This window comes from Taibaiella koreensis (genome assembly GCF_003545715.1).
Taxonomy (GTDB): Bacteria; Bacteroidota; Bacteroidia; order Chitinophagales; family Chitinophagaceae; genus Taibaiella; species Taibaiella koreensis.
The window spans coordinates 195,373-213,555 of sequence record NZ_QVNU01000003.1; the positions used below are offsets into that span (position 1 = coordinate 195,373).

Annotated in this window: 18 protein-coding genes and 1 tRNA gene; 2 read left to right on the forward strand and 17 right to left on the reverse strand. The window is 51.2% G+C overall.

Features of this window, described 5'->3' with window-relative positions; all coding sequences use genetic code 11:
* Positions 1-99: 99 nt before the first annotated feature.
* Genes DZK30_RS10875 through DZK30_RS10915 form a run of 9 tightly spaced genes read right to left on the reverse strand, consistent with a single transcriptional unit; the run spans position 100 to position 6,837 of the window.
* A complete protein-coding gene (locus DZK30_RS10875) occupies positions 100-975 on the reverse strand; it encodes a phosphatase domain-containing protein (protein WP_205529415.1) in 876 nt (291 codons plus the stop codon).
* A gap of 7 nt (positions 976-982) precedes the next feature.
* Positions 983-1,645 (reverse strand): nucleotidyltransferase domain-containing protein, encoded by a 663-nt coding sequence (locus tag DZK30_RS10880; RefSeq protein WP_118974173.1) that lies wholly within the window; start codon positions 1,643-1,645, stop codon positions 983-985.
* A 10-nt stretch (positions 1,646-1,655) separates the two neighbouring features.
* A complete protein-coding gene (locus DZK30_RS10885; RefSeq protein WP_162903023.1) occupies positions 1,656-2,681 on the reverse strand; it encodes a T4 RnlA family RNA ligase in 1,026 nt (341 codons plus the stop codon).
* 1 nt (position 2,682) lies between these two features.
* Complete coding sequence (locus tag DZK30_RS10890) at positions 2,683-3,735, reverse strand: DNA polymerase beta superfamily protein (RefSeq protein ID WP_118974175.1); 1,053 nt, start codon at positions 3,733-3,735, stop codon at positions 2,683-2,685.
* A complete protein-coding gene (locus DZK30_RS10895; protein ID WP_118974176.1) occupies positions 3,710-4,483 on the reverse strand; it encodes a nucleotidyltransferase domain-containing protein in 774 nt (257 codons plus the stop codon). The genes DZK30_RS10890 and DZK30_RS10895 overlap by 26 nt, the downstream gene beginning before the upstream one ends.
* On the reverse strand, positions 4,480-4,815 hold the full coding sequence (locus tag DZK30_RS10900) for a hypothetical protein (RefSeq protein ID WP_118974177.1): 336 nt from the start codon (positions 4,813-4,815) through the stop codon (positions 4,480-4,482). Before DZK30_RS10900 ends, DZK30_RS10895 begins: the two co-directional genes overlap by 4 nt.
* Positions 4,816-4,818: 3 nt before the next feature.
* Positions 4,819-5,361, reverse strand: coding sequence for a 3'-5' exonuclease (locus DZK30_RS10905; protein WP_118974178.1), 543 nt, complete (start codon positions 5,359-5,361; stop codon positions 4,819-4,821).
* A complete protein-coding gene (locus DZK30_RS10910) occupies positions 5,358-5,690 on the reverse strand; it encodes a S24 family peptidase (protein ID WP_118974179.1) in 333 nt (110 codons plus the stop codon). The genes DZK30_RS10905 and DZK30_RS10910 overlap by 4 nt, the downstream gene beginning before the upstream one ends.
* Positions 5,691-5,739: 49 nt before the next feature.
* Positions 5,740-6,837 (reverse strand): slipin family protein, encoded by a 1,098-nt coding sequence (locus DZK30_RS10915; RefSeq protein WP_118974180.1) that lies wholly within the window; start codon positions 6,835-6,837, stop codon positions 5,740-5,742.
* Positions 6,838-7,285: 448 nt separating this feature from the next.
* On the opposite strand from DZK30_RS10915, the gene DZK30_RS26490 reads away from it, so the two are divergent.
* A complete protein-coding gene (locus DZK30_RS26490) occupies positions 7,286-7,420 on the forward strand; it encodes a hypothetical protein (protein ID WP_262706895.1) in 135 nt (44 codons plus the stop codon).
* Positions 7,421-7,686: 266 nt separating this feature from the next.
* Here DZK30_RS26490 and DZK30_RS10920 read toward each other — a convergent pair whose 3' ends face one another.
* Positions 7,687-9,921: a hypothetical protein gene (locus tag DZK30_RS10920; RefSeq protein WP_118974181.1), complete on the reverse strand. Its 2,235-nt coding sequence runs from the start codon at positions 9,919-9,921 to the stop codon at positions 7,687-7,689.
* A gap of 146 nt (positions 9,922-10,067) precedes the next feature.
* Positions 10,068-10,182 (reverse strand) — tRNA-OTHER (locus DZK30_RS25810).
* 278 nt (positions 10,183-10,460) lie between these two features.
* Here DZK30_RS25810 and DZK30_RS10925 point away from each other — a divergent pair.
* Entirely contained in the window at positions 10,461-11,492 is a 1,032-nt protein-coding gene (locus DZK30_RS10925; RefSeq protein WP_118974182.1) for a helix-turn-helix transcriptional regulator, read from the forward strand.
* Here DZK30_RS10925 and DZK30_RS10930 read toward each other — a convergent pair.
* From DZK30_RS10930 to prfH, 6 genes are all read right to left on the reverse strand, one after another.
* Positions 11,475-12,779, reverse strand: a complete 1,305-nt coding sequence (locus DZK30_RS10930) for a hypothetical protein (protein ID WP_118974183.1) — start codon at positions 12,777-12,779, stop codon at positions 11,475-11,477. The genes DZK30_RS10925 and DZK30_RS10930 overlap by 18 nt on opposite strands.
* A gap of 3 nt (positions 12,780-12,782) precedes the next feature.
* Positions 12,783-14,834 (reverse strand): hypothetical protein, encoded by a 2,052-nt coding sequence (locus tag DZK30_RS10935; protein ID WP_118974184.1) that lies wholly within the window; start codon positions 14,832-14,834, stop codon positions 12,783-12,785.
* Between the two features lie 49 nt (positions 14,835-14,883).
* Positions 14,884-15,561 carry a hypothetical protein gene (locus DZK30_RS10940; RefSeq protein ID WP_118974185.1) on the reverse strand — a complete coding sequence of 226 codons (678 nt, stop codon included), beginning with the start codon at positions 15,559-15,561 and terminating at the stop codon, positions 14,884-14,886.
* 153 nt (positions 15,562-15,714) lie between these two features.
* Entirely contained in the window at positions 15,715-16,818 is a 1,104-nt protein-coding gene (locus DZK30_RS10945) for an AAA family ATPase (RefSeq protein WP_118974186.1), read from the reverse strand.
* Positions 16,815-17,522, reverse strand: coding sequence for an RNA ligase family protein (locus DZK30_RS10950; protein WP_118974187.1), 708 nt, complete (start codon positions 17,520-17,522; stop codon positions 16,815-16,817). The genes DZK30_RS10945 and DZK30_RS10950 overlap by 4 nt, the downstream gene beginning before the upstream one ends.
* Before the next feature lie 41 nt (positions 17,523-17,563).
* A complete protein-coding gene (gene prfH / locus DZK30_RS10955) occupies positions 17,564-18,181 on the reverse strand; it encodes a peptide chain release factor H (protein WP_118974188.1) in 618 nt (205 codons plus the stop codon).
* Positions 18,182-18,183 lie beyond the last annotated feature (2 nt).

Here is an 18,183-nt window from a genome sequence, read left to right on the forward strand (position 1 = left end):
TGCGCAGCACACCTGCGCAGTGAGATTTTTTTTTAAAAAAAGCCGGAAACACATTGTCGTGTTCCCGGCTGGCTGTTCTTTTTCCAGAGAAAAGAGTACTTAGAAGTCGCCATAGTATACCTGGAAGCAGGGCAGCTTGAGCTCGTCGCGCCACATATCCACTACCTGGTTGCGATCGTCAAGTACAAACCCGATATAATATTTATCCCGGATCGCTTCATCAAAGAGCTGTTTCTTGACAATCGCATCTTTGCGCCCGTCCCCTGTGACCCGCATCAGCAGCATATCATAGGCAATGCCATGTGCCTCAAGGAAGCGTAAGGTCGGCTCCTTATGCTTGTCCTCCCGGCCGGATAACAAGAGAATGGCGTACCCGGCTTTCTTGTAAGTAGCCAGCACATGGGCGACCGGCTCGTTGAGCACGTCTTTGTCGCAGCCCGAGGCGTCGAAGGGGTTGCGGCCGTTGAGCAGTGCCAACGTACCGTCCAGGTCGCACAGGATAGCAGGAGGCAGCGACCTGTCTTGCTCACAATAGAAACCTTGGGCTTCGATATGCTGGCGGTGCATCCTGCGGATCACCTGCTCGCCTACTTTCCGCTCCCGTTCTGCATCCCGGGCAATGCACTCTTGTATGGATGTCGCCATTTCTTTGATCTCTACGGTCACCTCGTCGTTGTGCGCCTTGTTGAATTCCTGTACCAGCTGGTGGATACGCGTCAGGCTCCTTTCCGAGAGATTGGTATCGTCTACGATCACATGCTTGCCGTCGGACAGGGCCTTTACAATCAGCATATCCCGTACCTGGCGTACAAATTTTTCGTTACCATCGCTCATATAGCCGTCATCCAGCATCAGCCGCAGCTCATCCCGGTTGATCCGTTTATAGCTATTGGGATGGTCTTTCACCATTTGCCGGGCCCAGGTTGATTTTCCGCTGCCCGGCAATCCGCGCATAATGATCACTTTCTTCATCATTTTGGTTTTAATACCGGAATTCCCTTTGGTTATTGCTGTCCAGCAGCTTTTGCCATAGAGGGTTACCGGCGCTTTCAATATAATATTGTTCCAGCTGGCCCTTTTCATAGAGCTCGTTGGCCCTGGCCCGGTATTGTTGCTCGGTTGCGTCCAGGGCAGATGCATCGTGCCGTTGGCGAAACAAGGTCTGGATGCCGGCTACCGTAGGTAAGGTATTGCCCAATAACGCGCCGGCACAATATAAGCTCCTGGCAGCATGGAACAGTTTTTCAGGCCGCTCTTTGCTGCATTGTTTCAGGTCGCGCCGGGCAAAGCCGAGGTAAGCCTTGATGATCTTATAAGTCCGGCATTGCTCCATTGGATTGGAGACCATGCCCGTAAATAAAATGATGTCGGCATGAATGGTCGTCTCACCACTGTGCAGGTTCTTGTAGAACTGCAGTTGGGAGCAATAATTCCAGTCAGTATTGGTGGCTTCTTCTTTGTACAGGAACTGGTGCGCATTAGGCAAGCCGGAATAAAGCTCGATCGCATCGCTTTCATAAATGCAGAGGTAATCCTGGTCCGAGTCTTCACGTGCTGTACCGTAAAGCCGGCTGCCGATCAGGTATTGCTGCAGCAGCCGGGCTTGGAGCCATTCATGTTCTGTTTGATTGATTATGATGTTCATGGCATAAAGCTTATTCTTCTGCGATAGCGAAGGGTTTTTCAAATGCCGGCCGTAGCATCCGCCAGATCTTACCGGCGTAATCCTGTCCGTTAAGCATAGAGAACAGCAGCCCGGGGTAAGAGCAGGTATTAAAGTAAAGCGCCGTCTCCTTGCGGGTATCCAGCACCTTGAACTCGGCTCTACACTGCTGCTCTATTCCGGCATACTGCAGCAGCAGCCGTTCCCGTGTCTGTTTTACCCATTGGTAAAACTCATCGGGGACTTTCTCCAATAGCTCATCAAAAGAACGGTTGTCGCGCAGGTACTCCCATATATCAATGGAAGATATCTGGGTAATGATCCAGTGCAAGCGCTGATACTCGGCAAACTTTACCTTGAGCCGGTAATTGTTGTCGAAACGAATAACGAAACCCTCTTTCCCAGGGTCTTCCAGCTGCTTCAGCAACGACAGGTCTTTGACCCCGTTGTAACGTTTGACTACGGGGAAGCCTATCTCTTCCGGCGGAAATTCTGCTCCGCTCTCCGTGTCGATCACGGCCAGGAGCACCAGCGCTTCCTGGTCGCCATAATCCACCACGATCCTGTTTGCTGGATAGATGATCTCGAACAGGTAGGTCCTTTCCGGATTTAGCAGAGGAATGGCTTCCCGGTACCGGTCGTACAACAGAGCATTTGCCTTTTGTGCCTGGTCGCTGGTAAAGGAGCCGCGCGTGGCAATATAGGGTTCTCCCTTGCTCCAATACAGAATACCGAGCGAGCCATCCATCTTTTCAAAGACTTCGAAACCACCTGCTGGTAGCACAGCATCTGACTGTTCGCCAAGGTTAAAGAATTTAGGGAAAGGACGGGCGACAACATTGCCCGCCGCATCCAATATCAGTCCCCGGCAGGCGAGTGTGATCTCATTCCATGCCCTTTCATACTGTACCTGTGCGGTATAGTTATAGATATACAGATCGTCCTGCGGATGTTTACGGGAAACGATCCAGCCCTTTTCCATCGCCTGTTGTAACAGGCCGTTATTTATCGTTGCCATGTCAGGTATACAATTGTTGCCGCAGCGACACCAACAGGGCCACTGCTTTTTTTTCATCCGGCTCCGCTGGTAAAGGACTGTCCTTTGCAGCTGCCGCTATGGTTTTCATGAGTGCTTCTGCTTTATCCAGCAACGCTTCGTAGTCATATTCACCATTTTTAATGGCTAGCAGATCTTCCCTGTTGTGCCGCCGCACCTGCAGGGTTCCGCTGCGCAGCAGTTCTTCGGCCACCTGCAGCAGTCGTATCGTATGCATCATGTTTTTGGCATCATAATCTTTCCCATGCGCCTTGTTGCCCAGGTAGCGCTCTTCATTCCGCAAGGCTACCCATCCCCAGTATTCCCGGTACTCCCGGCAATGCGCCGAATAGCTTTCCTGGTTAAAATAGAGATAGCTTTCCGGCTCTTCTCCTTTTGGTATGGAGGATAGGCATACTTCGTTGGCGTCCGCAGCACTGACGATACCTCTGTATCCTGCACCTGGACTATGATACAAAGCATAAAGACCTTTGGTATGCGGCATCGCCACAAGGCCGCAATCCTCTTGCCTGTAGCCTCTCGCCTGTAGCCAGGCTTCAAGAGGAAAGGATTGATGCCCTTCAGTAACGAAGCAGCAATCGATAACATGCTTTCGTTCCGGCGCTACCGGGTTACTGGCTTTCTTATTGTAGCCGCGAGCCTTTTTTATTTGCGTATAGGCGTAGCCCGCAAAGGTGTCGCGGCACAACCGTGACAGGAATAGTTCCTGTGTGAAAGCGGCCATTAGCGGGTGCCGGTAAAGCACCAGGTCGTCTGGTGTGGCCAGCAGCTCCAGCATGTTGGGATTATTGCGCAGCAAGAGCTCAACGAAACGGCCCAGCTCGTAATATACTTCGTCGTTGGTCTCATTGCTTACCTGTGCTACATAATGCAAACCGTAGAACTGATCCCTCGGCAGGTAAAACACACCCTTTATATCGGTATCGGAAGAGGGCGTGTCCAGGCCATAAGCCCTGCTGCCGCTGATGCATTCCAGCAGCAGCAGGCCTTTATCTTTTATTTCGGCTATTGTCATTTTCGGTCAGGTTTTGTCTGAAGAAATCATCTAAGCGCCCGGCATCGAAATGATCCCTGGGTAAGGTGCCAGCGTAACGGGTACACTGTTCGAACGTTTGCCCTATCCATTCCATCATGCTTTCATCCGGTGCTATGGTATAGCCTTCGGCTGTGCCCGATTTCAACGCGATCAATGCGGTTACCTTCTGCTGTAAGGCATCGGGCATCAGGTTCATCAGTGGTTGTATGCTCATAGGCGCAATGCCGTTCTGCTCCACATTCCAAAGCGCGGCAAGCAAAGGCCGCAATACATAGAATAGCTTTTTTATCTTTATCATTCCGTTCTCCATTGTATCCAGTGCACCCTTTGCGATGCCCAGGTAGTGATGGACATTGCTTCTCCTGCTGAAGTAATGCTGGCATAGCAACCATAACTCGTCGCGGAACCCCGGCGTCTCACGGTACACGATAGGCGACTGCAGCCATTCGAAGGGTGTGGTATTGGACTTCTGTATCAGCTGCAAGGTCTTCCGCAAATCCCATCCGCTCAGGTCCAGCTCGCTATCGATAGGAAAGCTTAGCTGCTCTTCGTAGACGCTTATGGACAAGTATTGCGTATAAGGCCTGCGGTAGATAAACCGTACATCATAATCGCTGTCGGGCGAAGGAAATTCCCAGCCACGGCTCCCCGATTCGCAGGCGAATAGTATCTGTATTCCTTTTTCCTGTTCTATAGTTTTCAGTTGATCCAATATTCTTGTTCTCATTTTTTCTCTATTAAAATATTTCTTTCAAAAATGAAGACCCGCTCCACGGTATTACGCCGCATGGCGTCCTCTGCTGCTTTTTCAGAAGAATAGCTCCTGTAATAGCTGTGCCTGAATCCACGGGCGCTGCACATAGTGATCTTGAGCCGGATCTTGGGCTTTCTCTTTCTTTTACGTTTCGGCGCAACGGCAAGCTTGTCCCAATCCAGCTCCTCTGCGATCTGCAATACTGCGTCCCTGCGCCAGGCCTTGTTCCCTACACGTTTCAGGTAAGGACGTAAATGCTTCCATCGCTCACCTTTATATTTTCCTTTGTGATAGATATGTTCCATGTCTTATTGCTTTTGTTGCAGGCACCAGTATAGTATCGAAGCGATGTTGCGGGCATCGTCAACGCCTCTGTGATGCGTTCCCATCAATGGTAATCCCAGCAGGTCAAGCGCGCCTTTCATCCCCGGTTTTTTCTTAAGACCCTTCTGCAGGCTAAACCACTCCTTCACATTGATATGCTGCGCCGACAGGGGATAGGGGCATTGCATGCGGGCACATTGGTCGCGCATCATACGCAGGTCATAAGCCCCGTAGCTGGCCCAGGTATACTGTTGCAGGTGCTGCAGCCGCTTGCAGGCGGCAAGGAAAGAGATGCCCTCCTGTTCTAGCAACTCCCCGGTAATGGTTGTCAGCTGGGTGCAGAACTGACTTACAGTCGATCGCCCGGGCTTTATCAACAGGGCTTCATTATCACTGATGTCGCCGGTTCGGGTGTCGAGCAGGCAGGTACCGATCTCGATCACCTCGCTGATCTGTCCACGGGGTGCTTCGCCTTCCCAGCAAGTAGCTTCAAGGTCTATGACGAGTATTTTATCCGTGAGTGTCATCGTTTGCCTCCTCTTTCAAATATAACCTTATTCTGGTATTCCCCGGTGATCACCCGGCCGTAAATGATCTTTGTCCAGCCGTTCTCATAACCGTGATTGTTGGCGATGAGGAAACCTTTGTTCGCATCTTTTTTGATGATCTTATGGGCATCAATATAGCGACCCTTCACTTTACAAAATACGATATCGCCGATCTCGTAAGTATCCGTTTTTTCAAACGTGAGCACGCTCCCGCTTTTCAGTATAGGCAGCATCGAATGGCCATAGGCCTTCATGCTGCCGCTGCCTTTAGTGTCAAGGTCTTGTTTTAGTCTTTCACATTTATTCATGTGATTATTTTTTATAAAGGCCCGGAATATTTGTGCCCGGGCCTTTGTCTTATTGTTTAATGAAGATCTGCTTCAACTGATCCACGATCTGTCCGCCCCCGGAGAGGCTGATTGTATGGATCTTCTCCGCGATCTTTTCTACATACTCCATTTCCTTTAGCTTATACAGCATCTGATTGTCTTCCATTAGCTTCGCGGTATTCAGCAAGCTCCTGGTGGATGCTGTTTCTTCTCTCCTGGTGATGATATTGGCCTGGGCTTTCTTTTCAGCGATCAATACCTGGTTCAGGATATCTTTAACATCGCCCGGAAGAATGATGTCTTTCACCCCGCAGTAGTGCAATGCGATACCCAGCCCGGCTACTCTTTCCATCGATTGCAGCCGCACCGCTTCTGCTATACGCTCCTTGCTATCCATCAGCTCGTCCAAGTTCAGGCCACCGATGAATTCGCGAAGCGCCAGCTGCATCAGGGTATAAAGCTGCTTGTCGTATTCACGGTTGTCGGCCAGGGCCTTCACAATATCCACTACTTTGTACTGAATGGTGAAGTTGATCCGCAGCTGGGCTTTATCCCGGGTCAGGATCTCCTGTCCGTTGATGTCCATAGCCTGCTGCCGCATATCTGCCTTGGCAATATGAACCGTGGTGCTGTTCTTCCACCAGTAATATTGACCAGCTTCCAGCAGTTTGCTGTATTTACCGTCGATGAATAGCAATGCCTGTTCGTAGGCTTCTACCTTATAGGCACGCACATGGGCGTTTAGCGGCGCCTTGTCCAGGAGGTTACGGTCGATCGTCACCGGGATATCCAAGGCGCTTGTATCCGCTTTCAAAAAGGTATAGTTGCTCAGGCTGTTCCAGTAGAAATGCCTTCCCGGTCCCAGCACGGATCTAAAGTTCCCATTCAGGTAGAACAGGGCCAGCTCGTTATCCCCGACCTCGTTTATCGTGATCGCCTCGGCAAAGCCGGGGTGCTGCAGCAATACATCCATATCATGGTTCAGCTGAAGTGGTCTGCTGCAGTCGTATACTTCAACCTTTTCGCCAAAGCCCAGCCAGTAATCCCCTTCGGTTACTACGCGCTGGAATGATCCTTTCCGGAATACGAGGCCAACATGGTTGGCATTGATCCTGATCTTTTTCATCGTCTTTCGTTTTTATGCTTCTACTTTTTTTACAATAAATAGTGTGTCGCTGTATTCCATTTCCCCATAGCGGAAAGGCATACGTGCCTGGTTGTTCCCGGAGCGATCTTCCTGTTATCTGCAACCATTCCTGTTGCCAGAGCATAGCTGTGAGCATAGGGCGGAGGCTCCCGGCGACGCCATTGATGTCAGGCCTTTACAAAGCTTCAGACAAATTGCTTCCGGAAAAGATGTTCCCGGAAGCCGGAACACAGAACACACTATCAGGCGGGTGTTTGAAAAGTTACCCTTCTTTTTCTGATGGTTGTTGCTAAACCGCTAGCATTCCTGCGAATAGGAAACGGGAGTCGAACCCGTGTACACAAAGGCCGTGCTCTGACCATCTGAGCTATCTCTGTCAAGAGAGCGGGACTCGAACCCGCGACCCCGGCATTAGAAAACAATCGGCATGCGTTGCGTCAGCATAGAAACGGACAGTGCCCATTCTACTTTGCCTGCTGTACGGAAACAGGCAACCGGTACGCTGTTCATGCGGGATTGCCATTCCCCTGTGACGGGGAATATCGTGAAGGCTTATGCCTGATCAATCTTTTAAAGAACTACTGTTTGTTTTGTTAATGCAAAGATGGCCTTAGTACTGCGCAGTGTATCTACGCGATGGAAAATATTTTTTTGATCTTGATTAATCTATTGATAAATAGCATTAATAGGCACAAACATGCTTCTTGTCGGTGTATAACTAAAACGTATGCGCATGTGTATTGCGTAGTTATTTTGGTTATGGACAGCTAATGACATAAAAAGGGGCCGTTCTCATAAGAGGCGGCCCCTGGCAAGGAGGCTTAATTTCTAGTCGATCAGGAGCTGGGTTACTGCTGCTGTGTTCCTGGCCCACTGCTGATCATATACCTCATCGGCGGGAAGGTGCTCAACCAGGGTCATACCCTGGGCTCCGGCTTTCAGTTGCAGCAATGCGCCTACACTCAGCTTGTTGTTGAGCTTAGCCAGCAAAGCGGTAACACCCTTGCGATCCAGGTTTTGGACCATCTGGCCTGAGAAGGTCATCTCCAGCCATATAATTTCACGTGCGGTCACGTCAAGCACGCCAAACACCAGACCCTTGGCCACGCTTTGCGTCACGCGCACCTGGTGCTGCACGCAAGAGGGGTCGTACGCTACACCGCTACGCTCCGAGATCTTCATCGGATGCTTGCTATCCATCCAGCCTACTACCAGATTGGGGCTGATGCTACCGTTGCTGTAAGCATTACAGGTGAAGGTGACATACTGCGCACCCGCTGCTGCCAACTCCCGCACATCGATATCGATATACTCGGCCGTCCCGATCTTATTGGGAATGCTCCGGATATCGCCGCTGTGTTTGCAGCCGGTAGTAACCAACCTGCTGTAGGAGCAGATGTCGCTTCCTGTAGCATAGGCAATGTGGCAGCTCAGGTCCATGTCCAGGTGCTGGGCTGGCAAGCCCTGCCCCCACTGCATGAATAACCTTACGGTATCGCCTTCCAGCGGGAACCGGGTCCCCATCAGCGCTGCCGGCAGATCCTGCACCGTATCGCTACGATCGCCGATCGCTACCGGCATGTGATACAGCAGGGGATCGATAAACATCGTCTTACCCGCCGGGCTCATTTTTGCGAAGCGCGCTTTCATCGCATCGAGGCACAGATCTTCAATACTGGCTTGCATGGCGCTCAGCTCTTCCGGCTCGTATAGCTTCAGCAGCTGGTTGGCCGGAACTGTTTTATGGGTTCCACCCAGCGGCTTTACGCTCCGGGCGATACCAGGATTGAAATAGTTGCCGGCATACATATTCAACGTGAATACAAGCCGTGCAGGCACCTGGTCGATCACCTGCCTGAAGGCATTCAGGGTGTCTTCGGCGCCAAACCACAGCATATTGGCAAACAAGGAACGCGCAAACAATCCAGGACGTTGCTGCAACAAAGCAAAAGCGGTAGCAGCATCATATTTAATCCGTACCTGCTCCACCCGGCCCTGCCATACCTCATAGGTCTGGTTGTAAAATACGTCCAGCAAGGTTCTCAGTCGTTCGAAGCCAACCTTCCGGGCATACTCCGGTAACCTCAGGGCCCTGATAAACCGTACCCACATACCTCTTTTCGGGTGCATGAGCTCACAGGCTTTTTCGGCGGGTATAGCGAGGTCATTTAGCCATTTCGCTACGATCTGGCAGTCCTTTCTGCTGTACTTAAGCCGCAGGTCGTGGCGCTGCTGCGCTGCACCCACACCGCTCCGGTTCAGCGATGGATGTATGTGCGCATGGTTACGGCTGTTCCGTTTAATCAGCGTCCCGGGCTCGACCAGCTGCAGGAATCCTGTCTTTTGGTACCAGAGGTAACGAAGAATATCCGTAGGACTGGTAAAGTACCGGCCCGCTTCATCGACTGCGCCTTTTGTTTTGAGTGTATCGATCACCAGCATCAGGGTCTCCTTCATGCCGATCGCGACTTCAGGAGCGGGAAGCGCCTGGAGCAGGAGCTTCAGACTATCGGCCTGGGTAGCGTCCAGTGGTGTTTTAGAGGTCAGCAGGTCCTTATAGAAATCCTGCAGCTCCTTATCCTGCCACAACTCCAGCACCTTCAGTTTGCTACCTTGTCCATAGTCTTCTATCTCGCCAAATATAAAGGGTGTGCCGCAGAAGGGGCACCCATTATAGCGCTCCAGCGGAAAGGTATTGGATGGAATTACGTGACCGCAGGGCATTGCCGTTCCCTTTGCCTTGAACATATTGGCAAAATAAGTGACCAGGTGATCGGCGCGGGTTTCGCCTGTAGGCGTATCCCAGCCTTTGACCAGCGGCGTCCAGCTTTTGTATATACCTGTTACTGTTTTAAGCGCTTCCAGCAACTCCAGCTTAAAGGCCGGCGTCATTTCATTGAGCGCATGCAGCAAAGACTCGGAGAAGGTAAAGCCCAGCCTGGCGGCATTGGCAGCCAGAGTGGAGGTTGTGGGCGTGATCTCTTTTTGAGGTGCCGCAGGCAACGTCGATGGGATCCAAATGGCGTTTTGCCTTAAAGCAACCTGATGTAAATTCGTTTTCATAGTACATTGTTTTTAAAAGATCAGATAATCGGTTTCCTGGTTTCACCCTTTGAAGTTGGAAGTAAGGAAATCTTGACCTGACCGGTGATGATAATAGAAAAGCTCGGTTTGGAGTCTTTGTAGTAAGCCTTTCTTGACCATTTCCGGGAAACGGGCCGGAGTCGAACCGGCGACCTGGACGTCCTGTGCGTAAGAAGTAAGCCTTAGTTGACCCATGGGGTAATGTTAAAGCTACCTGCTCTACCGCTGAGCTACCGTCTCCTTGCTCCATAAAGATAATTACCGGCGTGGGATCATTAACAGTGATGTGTTGGAAGTAACGCCGTTTTGACCTTCATGGATAAAGCAAAGATGCACCTGGTATTGCGCAATATACCTGCGTTGTGTTTAGAAAATGGCTAACTATTTTTTAAAGTATTTGATAATGATTTATTTAGGTGAGAAAATAATTATCAAAAGGACTGATCGGAAAACAATTGCGCAGCTCTATTGCGTATTACAGGTATCTTTTTGTAGCTTCATCCTCCAAAATCTTTATCATGGCGATCAATAAACTGGCGCTGATCCGTTACAAAACCATCGACGACTGCCTGCGCAACCGTTTCCGTAAGTGGACGCTTGAAGACCTTATTGAAAAGGTAGCAGAGGTGCTCTATGAACGCGAAGGGATCGTGACCGGTGTGAGCCGCCGTACTATACAAGGCGATATTCAGATCATGCGTAGCGACAAGCTGGGCTATAATGCACCCATCATTGTTACCGACCGGAAGTACTATAGTTACGAGGATCGTGATTTCAGCATTACCAAGGCGCCGATCAATAATGCGGACGTGGATAAGATGAAAGAGATCGTTGGTGTGCTGAAGCAATTCAACGGCTTCAATTATTTCGATGAGATGAGCGAGATGATCGCGAAGCTCGAAAACAATTTGTACAAATCCACCAATACCAGCCGTAACCACATCCAGTTCGAGGGCAATCAGCAACTGAAGGGTCTGGAGCATATCAACCCTTTGTACCAGGCTATATTGAACAGCCGCTCGCTGCTGATCGAGTATAAATCGTTCAAGGCGCTGCAATCGCAGCAAAGCATTTACTATCCCTATTTGCTCAAGGAATACCGCAACCGTTGGTTTGTGATCTGCAAGCCGAAAAAGGGCGCGACCCTGGCGACCCTGGCGCTTGACCGTATCATCGAATTCCAGGAGCTGCCACACGAGCCTTTCGTCGATTATAAGGGAATAGACTTTGATGTCTACTATAGCGACTTGCTGGGTGTTACCAAAAGCGAAAGAGACCGTGCGCACAAAGTGATCCTGGAAGTGGACCGCTACAATGCACCTTATGTGCTGACCAAGCCCCTTCATGCATCACAAAAGGTGCTGGCCGAGCAGGAAGACAGTATTATTATCCGCATTGACGTGGTGCCCAATTTCGAGCTGGAGCGGGAGATACTAGGTTTCGGCGAATGCATGAAGGTGCTGGGCCCGCGTTTCCTGGCGTCCCGTATACGGAAGCGTCTGGCCAAGGCGGCGGGGCGTTACCAACCCGACTCAAAAGAGGAAGGGTAGCTGTAGCAGCGAAGACTCATCTTTCTTACGGCAGTTGAGCTTCATGCTCACATCTATCGTTTTGTCCCGTAGCTGGCGGCCTACGCCGGAGAGGGAAGTAAAAGGAGCGGTATAGCGGTTGAGCCAAGCCAGGTCGGGCACTTGCTTTAGCTGGTCGAAGTCGGCCCGGATGAGGAAAACGAATGGCCCTTTTGCCAGGGAAAGCGGCAGTGGCGCTTCTGTCGCAGTGCTTGCCCACAGGGTTCCCGGCGCCGTACCTGTATGCACTTTGTATAAGGGGAAGAGCTTATGTCGTACGGTATTGCTATCCCGGGACAGGATGCCTATTCTTTGCAGGTAGGTGTATAGAGGGGCATCGGCTAGTAGCTGTAACCGGAGGCCGGGAACACGGCTCTCTTTTACCGATACGGTAGCAACTTTTTCAAAGTCGTCATTATAGTCATAGCTGATCACAGAATCTTTTTGTACAGTCGTCTTACCTACTTCAAAGATGAAACCGTGAGGATGAGCCGCGAGCAAGCTGTCTCCGCTGATGCTGATGTCTTTTATCCTGAACTGTTTTCCTTCCAGCCAGTCTGGTGCGAGGCCCAGCCAGTAAAGGGTCAAGGCATTTCCGTTGTTGGCTTCGGGCTGTGGTATTTCCTGGGTCTGCAAACTTTCTGCCTTCCATTGTAAGGCAGCAACAATAGCGCCCTGCTGAAAGTCAAGCCTGCCCTTGCCCTTTTCCGACAATAAGGTAATATGCCCTTCCTGTTCTTTGATCTTGCTGAAAGCACTTTCGGCTACAGGTATCATATCTTCCTGTCTCAGCAGCCGGCCCAGCGTTTCCGTTACGTTTTCTTTCCCAGGGGGAAAAGCGAAAGCAATCCTGTCCCCATTGTAAGCCAGAATGCAAGTTTGGTTGCCGTTACGGGCGAATGTAATACCTCCTGGCGCAGCCGGGTCTCTGCTAAAGCCCATGCCGGGCAAAGACCGGGCGAGCGCTCCGGTATCGTCGACCGGTAACGTAGCAAATAAGGTATTGCCTTGCAACCCCTTCAGGGTATAGCAAAAGATATTGGCCGGTATGGAAAGACCTTTGAAGAAACGGCGTTCGGAGCGCCGGCGTTTAAAGAGCGATCCGGAAAGACTTTGGTACAAACGGTATACGTCGACCCGGATCAGTACCCCGGCGTTAGCCGGGATCAGGGTGCTGTAAGAAGCATGCTGCCGGTAACGGATATAGCCCCAGAAAGATATAGCCGCCAATAGCAGCACTGCTGCTGTGATCGTGAGAAACCGTTTCATCGCTTAATCCAGTTTGGCTGCATACTCAATAAGAGAGAGGAAATATTGCAGCGCATTGTTCTTGTTGCCGGGTACCTGGGCTACCAGCTCACCCGAGATGCGGTTGCCTTTGATGCCGGTGGTGCGGGCATACATTGGCCCGGTATTGCCCAGCAGGGTATTAAGCGCTTCCAGGTTGCGGTAGCTGCCGAATTCATCACGTGGCAGCTTGCCGATCACATTTTTGGGATTGAAGTAAAGCGCCATGTTGTTCTTCAGCAGCAGGTCCTTCTGATCCTTCGCCATATTGCCCTGGTATGTTCCGGCAGCGATCTGCTGGATGTCCCGGTAAGCAGTGCCGCAGAACACGATGCCGTCTTTAATGAGCACATGCAGCCTGAAAGGTGCGTTGCCGGTGAGCTTGCTGTCCAGGCTGTAAATGCCGTTTTTCAATACGATCTTTTCTTTATGGACCCCATAATCGAGCAGGCGCTGGAAGATGTGCGGATCATCTGAAGACATCATAAAGAGAAAATCGGGAACAGTCTCCGTTTTGGTCTTGGTCACCTCTTTTCGTTCATAGTCGTCGTTGTACTCGTATGTAGTATAGGTATATTCTTTCGGGCCGATATCGGTAAAGAGCAATACGGCATCGCCTTTGACCACTTTGCTTATCGCTTTCTCGTCGAGCAGCAGGGACAGGAGGTCTGCACCGATGCTTGTTTCCTCGCCATATTTAACCCCGAAGTACTGTGAAAAAACAGGTTTCATCATCTCCGGCAATTCTTTCAGGTAATGTTCCGTATCGAAGGAGTAGCTTATAAAACCGACCAGCTTATCGCTATTGATATAGCGGGCAAATTGTTTATTGGGCTTGTGGCCATAGATCTTCTTATAGCTGGCAGCCTTCTGGTCGTCTAGCTGCATTTCAGTATTAATAAATGCTTTTTCTTTTTCGAGATACAAGCGGGCATTAATACTTTCATAGCCGCGCATCAGGTTACCCAGGCCGCTGTAACGGTATCCTGGGTAGAACGGCGTCATGAAGCTGCTATACAGGTGTTCCATGCCGGCGAGGTAAAAGGAAGCTGCGGCATTCTTGTCCTGGCTGCGCAGGAAATCGGGATTGTCCAGGATCGAAGGGCCGGTTGTTTTTTCAAAAGCGTTGGCGGCATACCGGGTCAGCCATTCCTTTGTAAGCCCGTCCTGTATTTTTTTTTGTGCTTCGTAGTCTTGGTTATAAGTGGTCTGGTCATAATAGCTGCTGGGGTCGGCAACTTCCGCAACTACAGGAGGGGCTTCAATGATTGTTACATCCGGGACGGGCTCAGGCGGAGCAATCATGATCGACACAGCTGTATCGATTACGGGTTCGGGATTCCTTTCCGTATCCCTGGTTTCTTCTTCGGCGGCGACTGCTACATTAGCAGCAGCTTCAGCGGCATTGGCAGCCTCGGCCCAGGTGGCGGTATCTGCTATGGTAACGGGTGTATCTGCGGCAGCATAGTCGACAACTGCCGGCGCATCATAGTTGTCGCGATAATAATCGCCGTAGTTTACACGCTTGATGCCATAACGTGCGCCACGCAGGGAATCGGCTTCGAAATAAGCAACCTTGAGCGAGCCTATGGCTATAAGCGCGGTCTTGTCGTCCCACAGCAGGAGTGTTTTGTCGCCTGCACTATACAGGGACCGTGTCGCCCCTTTTCGTTCGATCTTTTTGGCCCTGCCACTCAGTAGCTGTTCAAAACGGGCGACATCGGCCAGGGAGAACAGGAGACAGTTATAGCTGATGCTGTCCGTTTGCAGGTTGTAATAATATGCAGTGCCATTGAGCTGTAGCCCGATGTCTTCTACGCTGTTGTAGTGCCCATCCTGGCGCTTTTTCGCCAATTCACCGAGCAACTTCTTACCCAATATCGAGCTGTTGAAATCTGCTATGGTAGCCAGCTCCATGAATTTGTCGCCTTTAATGGCAGCTACAGCCATGGCTTCTTTGGGAATCTTGTATGCCAGGTCCTGGCCTTTTGCGATGAGGCCGGAGCAAAGCAGCGCGGCCAGCAGTATTCTTTTCATGTCGGGGTTTATTTGGATACCGGGCAGACGCCTGTCCGGTGGGTTTCTATTATTTGGCCAATTGTATTTGCGTGGCTACGCTGGCATTGCCGTTGATGAGGTCCATGACGCTGCACTGCTGCATCACAGCCTTGCCGTTTTTAGAGATACGTGCTTTTGGATTCGTTTGCCGCATCACGGTATTGGAAAACCGGTAGATACCCGTATAGGTGGCTGTCTTAAAAACATCCTTATCTTCTTTCTTCAGCTTATTAAACTCGGTCTTTGCCGCGGTATAGTATTTGTAATCCCGGCTGAATGTAGCCGTAGCCTTATTGTAGCTATAGGTCGATATGGTGCTTGTTTTGATCTTTTGCGCTTCCAGTATTTCCCTGCTGATGTTATTGATGTTGCCGGCCTCACGGAAAGAAAAGCTGATGCTGGCTATATAGTTGTTGAAATCCGTCTTACTGCTGACGTTGCTGATGCCGGGCATTTTTTTTAGCCGGGCTACTGCTTCGTCCATTTCCTGCTTTATTTTGGCGCGGCTAGGCACTTTGTAGCCGTTGATACTGTCCATCATCAGGACCGAGGACACTTTATTCCTGCTCTGGCTAAGGTTAAGTGTGATGGTCATGGCGCCACTGCCATCGGCATTCATACTGATCTCCTCGATGATCTCAAAACAGGAAGAGAAAAGAACGGGCAGGCAAAGGAGTAATAACAGGAGCTTATATCGTTTTAACATGGGATAGGGACTAAGCCGGACGCAGGGTAACGTCGTGCGCTATTGAAAATCTGCCGCGAAGATAAACAAGGTAAGGCTTTCCCCTTCTCCCGGGAGGCTACTATAAAATGTTAAAAAAACCCACACCAGATGAGGCGTGGGTTTCATGCAAGCTTAGTCGGATTGATAGATCACGGATGTTGCTTCGGTAGGCGCCGGAACCTCCAGCTTCTGCAACATTTTAAATAAGGCGGCTCGGGGCAGCGCCTCTTCTCTTGCGGCATTCTGCTTTAGCCAGACAGGATAGGGCCTTTCTATGTACACTATCGTTACCCGGGCCTTGTATGTTGCGAACAGGTCGACGAGCTGGCTACGCATTTGCTTTGTGATGTTCGTAGCGTTCCACAGGAAGCCCTGCCCTGCCCGCAGGCAGACACGAGCCTGCTCTTTGGCTTCCTGCGCAACAAAGCCGTTGGCCCAGCGATCTTTCGGATCCAGCTTATGCTTTTGTCTTATCGCATCCAGGCTGATCACCGGCAACTGCGGGTGGTGTGCCCGGATATAGTGATCTTTGCCCATTCCGGGCAGGCCCGATAGCAACACCACTTCGCAGGTACTGTCGTCGAAAGGCACATAAACAGGGCTGGCATGCTCTGTACGGAAATAATGAAAACGGGCGCGTTCATTGGCAAATACCCGCGGTTCGCCCCAACATTCCTGCTCCCTGCAATAGGCTTCAAAGAAATCGATCCGTTCGAGGAGTTCTTCCTTGTCGGCGCAGATACGGCCCAGTACATCAGCTCTTGCCAGTAAGGCCAGCCATTCGGTATTCACGCCAAAAGAAGCTTCCAGCAGGTATTTCTGCGGATCAGGCTTGTGCATGAGCCAGAGCGGCAGGCCATGGTAACGCACCAGGCCGGCGATCTGCTCTCTTACGGCAAAAGGCGTTCCGAAGCCGGTATACAGTAGTTGCCGTGCCGTCCTCGATCCCTTTTTGGCATGCCCGGGAGAGACAATGCTGCCGTCGGCCTCGGTAAATGTGGTGCTGCGCTTTTCCACATCATGAAGTAGCGCAGCTGTCCACAGGATGTCCCTTTCGGTCTGCGGCAGGGCCTTATACCCGGGGAGCGCCACGAGCGCCTGCAATACCATTTGCGTGTGGACAGCGACATTGCCTTCGGCATGATGACGCGGGTCCTGTGGTGTATCGGCCATATCGGCGACCCAGTCGTACTGCCGCGAGAGCGTATCCCAATCCTGGTATAATAATGTTTTCATAGTGTCTCCTTTTTATATTCATAATGCAGCGGAGCCCTTCGCCAGTTGCGGGTCCAGTGCACATCGGTTTGTACATGCCCCTTGCGTACGTATTTGAATACGTTTTCGCCCAGGGCGTTCACATCGAAGCCTGCTGTGTTACGGGTAACGATCCCTTCGCGGGTGCAGGATTTCCCCGTAGCCGGATCTACGGCATCGAATACACTGTTTTCCTGGCTCAGCCGAAGGACGGTTTCGCTAAAATCAGCCTCGTGCTGTTTCCCTGGTGCACCGATGATATCCAGCACCGGTACGACAGGGAGGTCAAATGCACCAGCATAGAAGACAACCTCCTCCCAGGAGAGCCAGCGGTCCAGGCTGCGCACCGCGAATACATAATAATACTGCTCCAGCTTCCTGTACGCGATCGAGTGGATCGCATACAGGTTTTCTCCGAACAGCTCCAGGTCGCCCAGGTCGTTCTTCATCAAGGCCCATTGCTGCCGGAGCCTGCTGGTCCAGGGCGATGTAGTGGGCGCCGCATGTGAGCGGGCAAAGACGCCGTAACGGTTCAGGCAATTGTTTTCGCCATCCAGCTTTTCCGTATGGATCAGCGCTTCCATTTTTTGTATGTGTGACCAGTACTGATATTGTATCCGGTCGTCGCTTGTGGTGCCCGGAGAAAATGGAAAATGCCCCGTGCGGCCATATTTTCTTGCATCCATATGAATCGTTTTTATGCACCGGTCATAGGACGGGCGCGTGATCAATTGAGGGATGCCACTATCGTCCTGGTTGCATTCCCCCGTTCCAGCTGGTTGTGTTCCTGCCATTGCTCGGTCTGTTGCTTCATCAGCTGCTCCGTCTGCCAGGCAATCACTTTTTGTTTGAGCCTTTCCTGGCATAGTTTCCGGTTCTGAAGCTGAGAGCGGTGATCGCTGGCGGTTGCCTGCAGGCCCGAGGGTTTGTGTACGCCGCGGACGGCAGTTTCCACCTTGTTTACATGCTGTCCGCCTGGACCCGAAGCCCTCATCGTTTCAAAGTAAACGTCCTTGTCCTGCCAGGTTTGCGGCGTTTGGATGGGGAAAATGGCGATACCGACGAACCAGTTGCGCCGCTTGTACATTTTACGGTAAGGACTTTGTGCGATCCATTGTAAAGTACCTTCCCACTCTGCTACAAAATCCCGGAGCGAAGGCCCTTCGGCCATCAGCGTTGCGGAAAGCAATGTGCCCCTGAGTCCTGCTTTTTTATTGTCGAGCACCTCGATGCGGATGCCGGTTGTCCTGGCATGCTGCAGCATGAGCTCTTGCACTCTGGCAACGACCCGGCAACATTCTGCGGGACCACGTCCAGAGCTGATTTGTATAATGATCTTTTCCATAA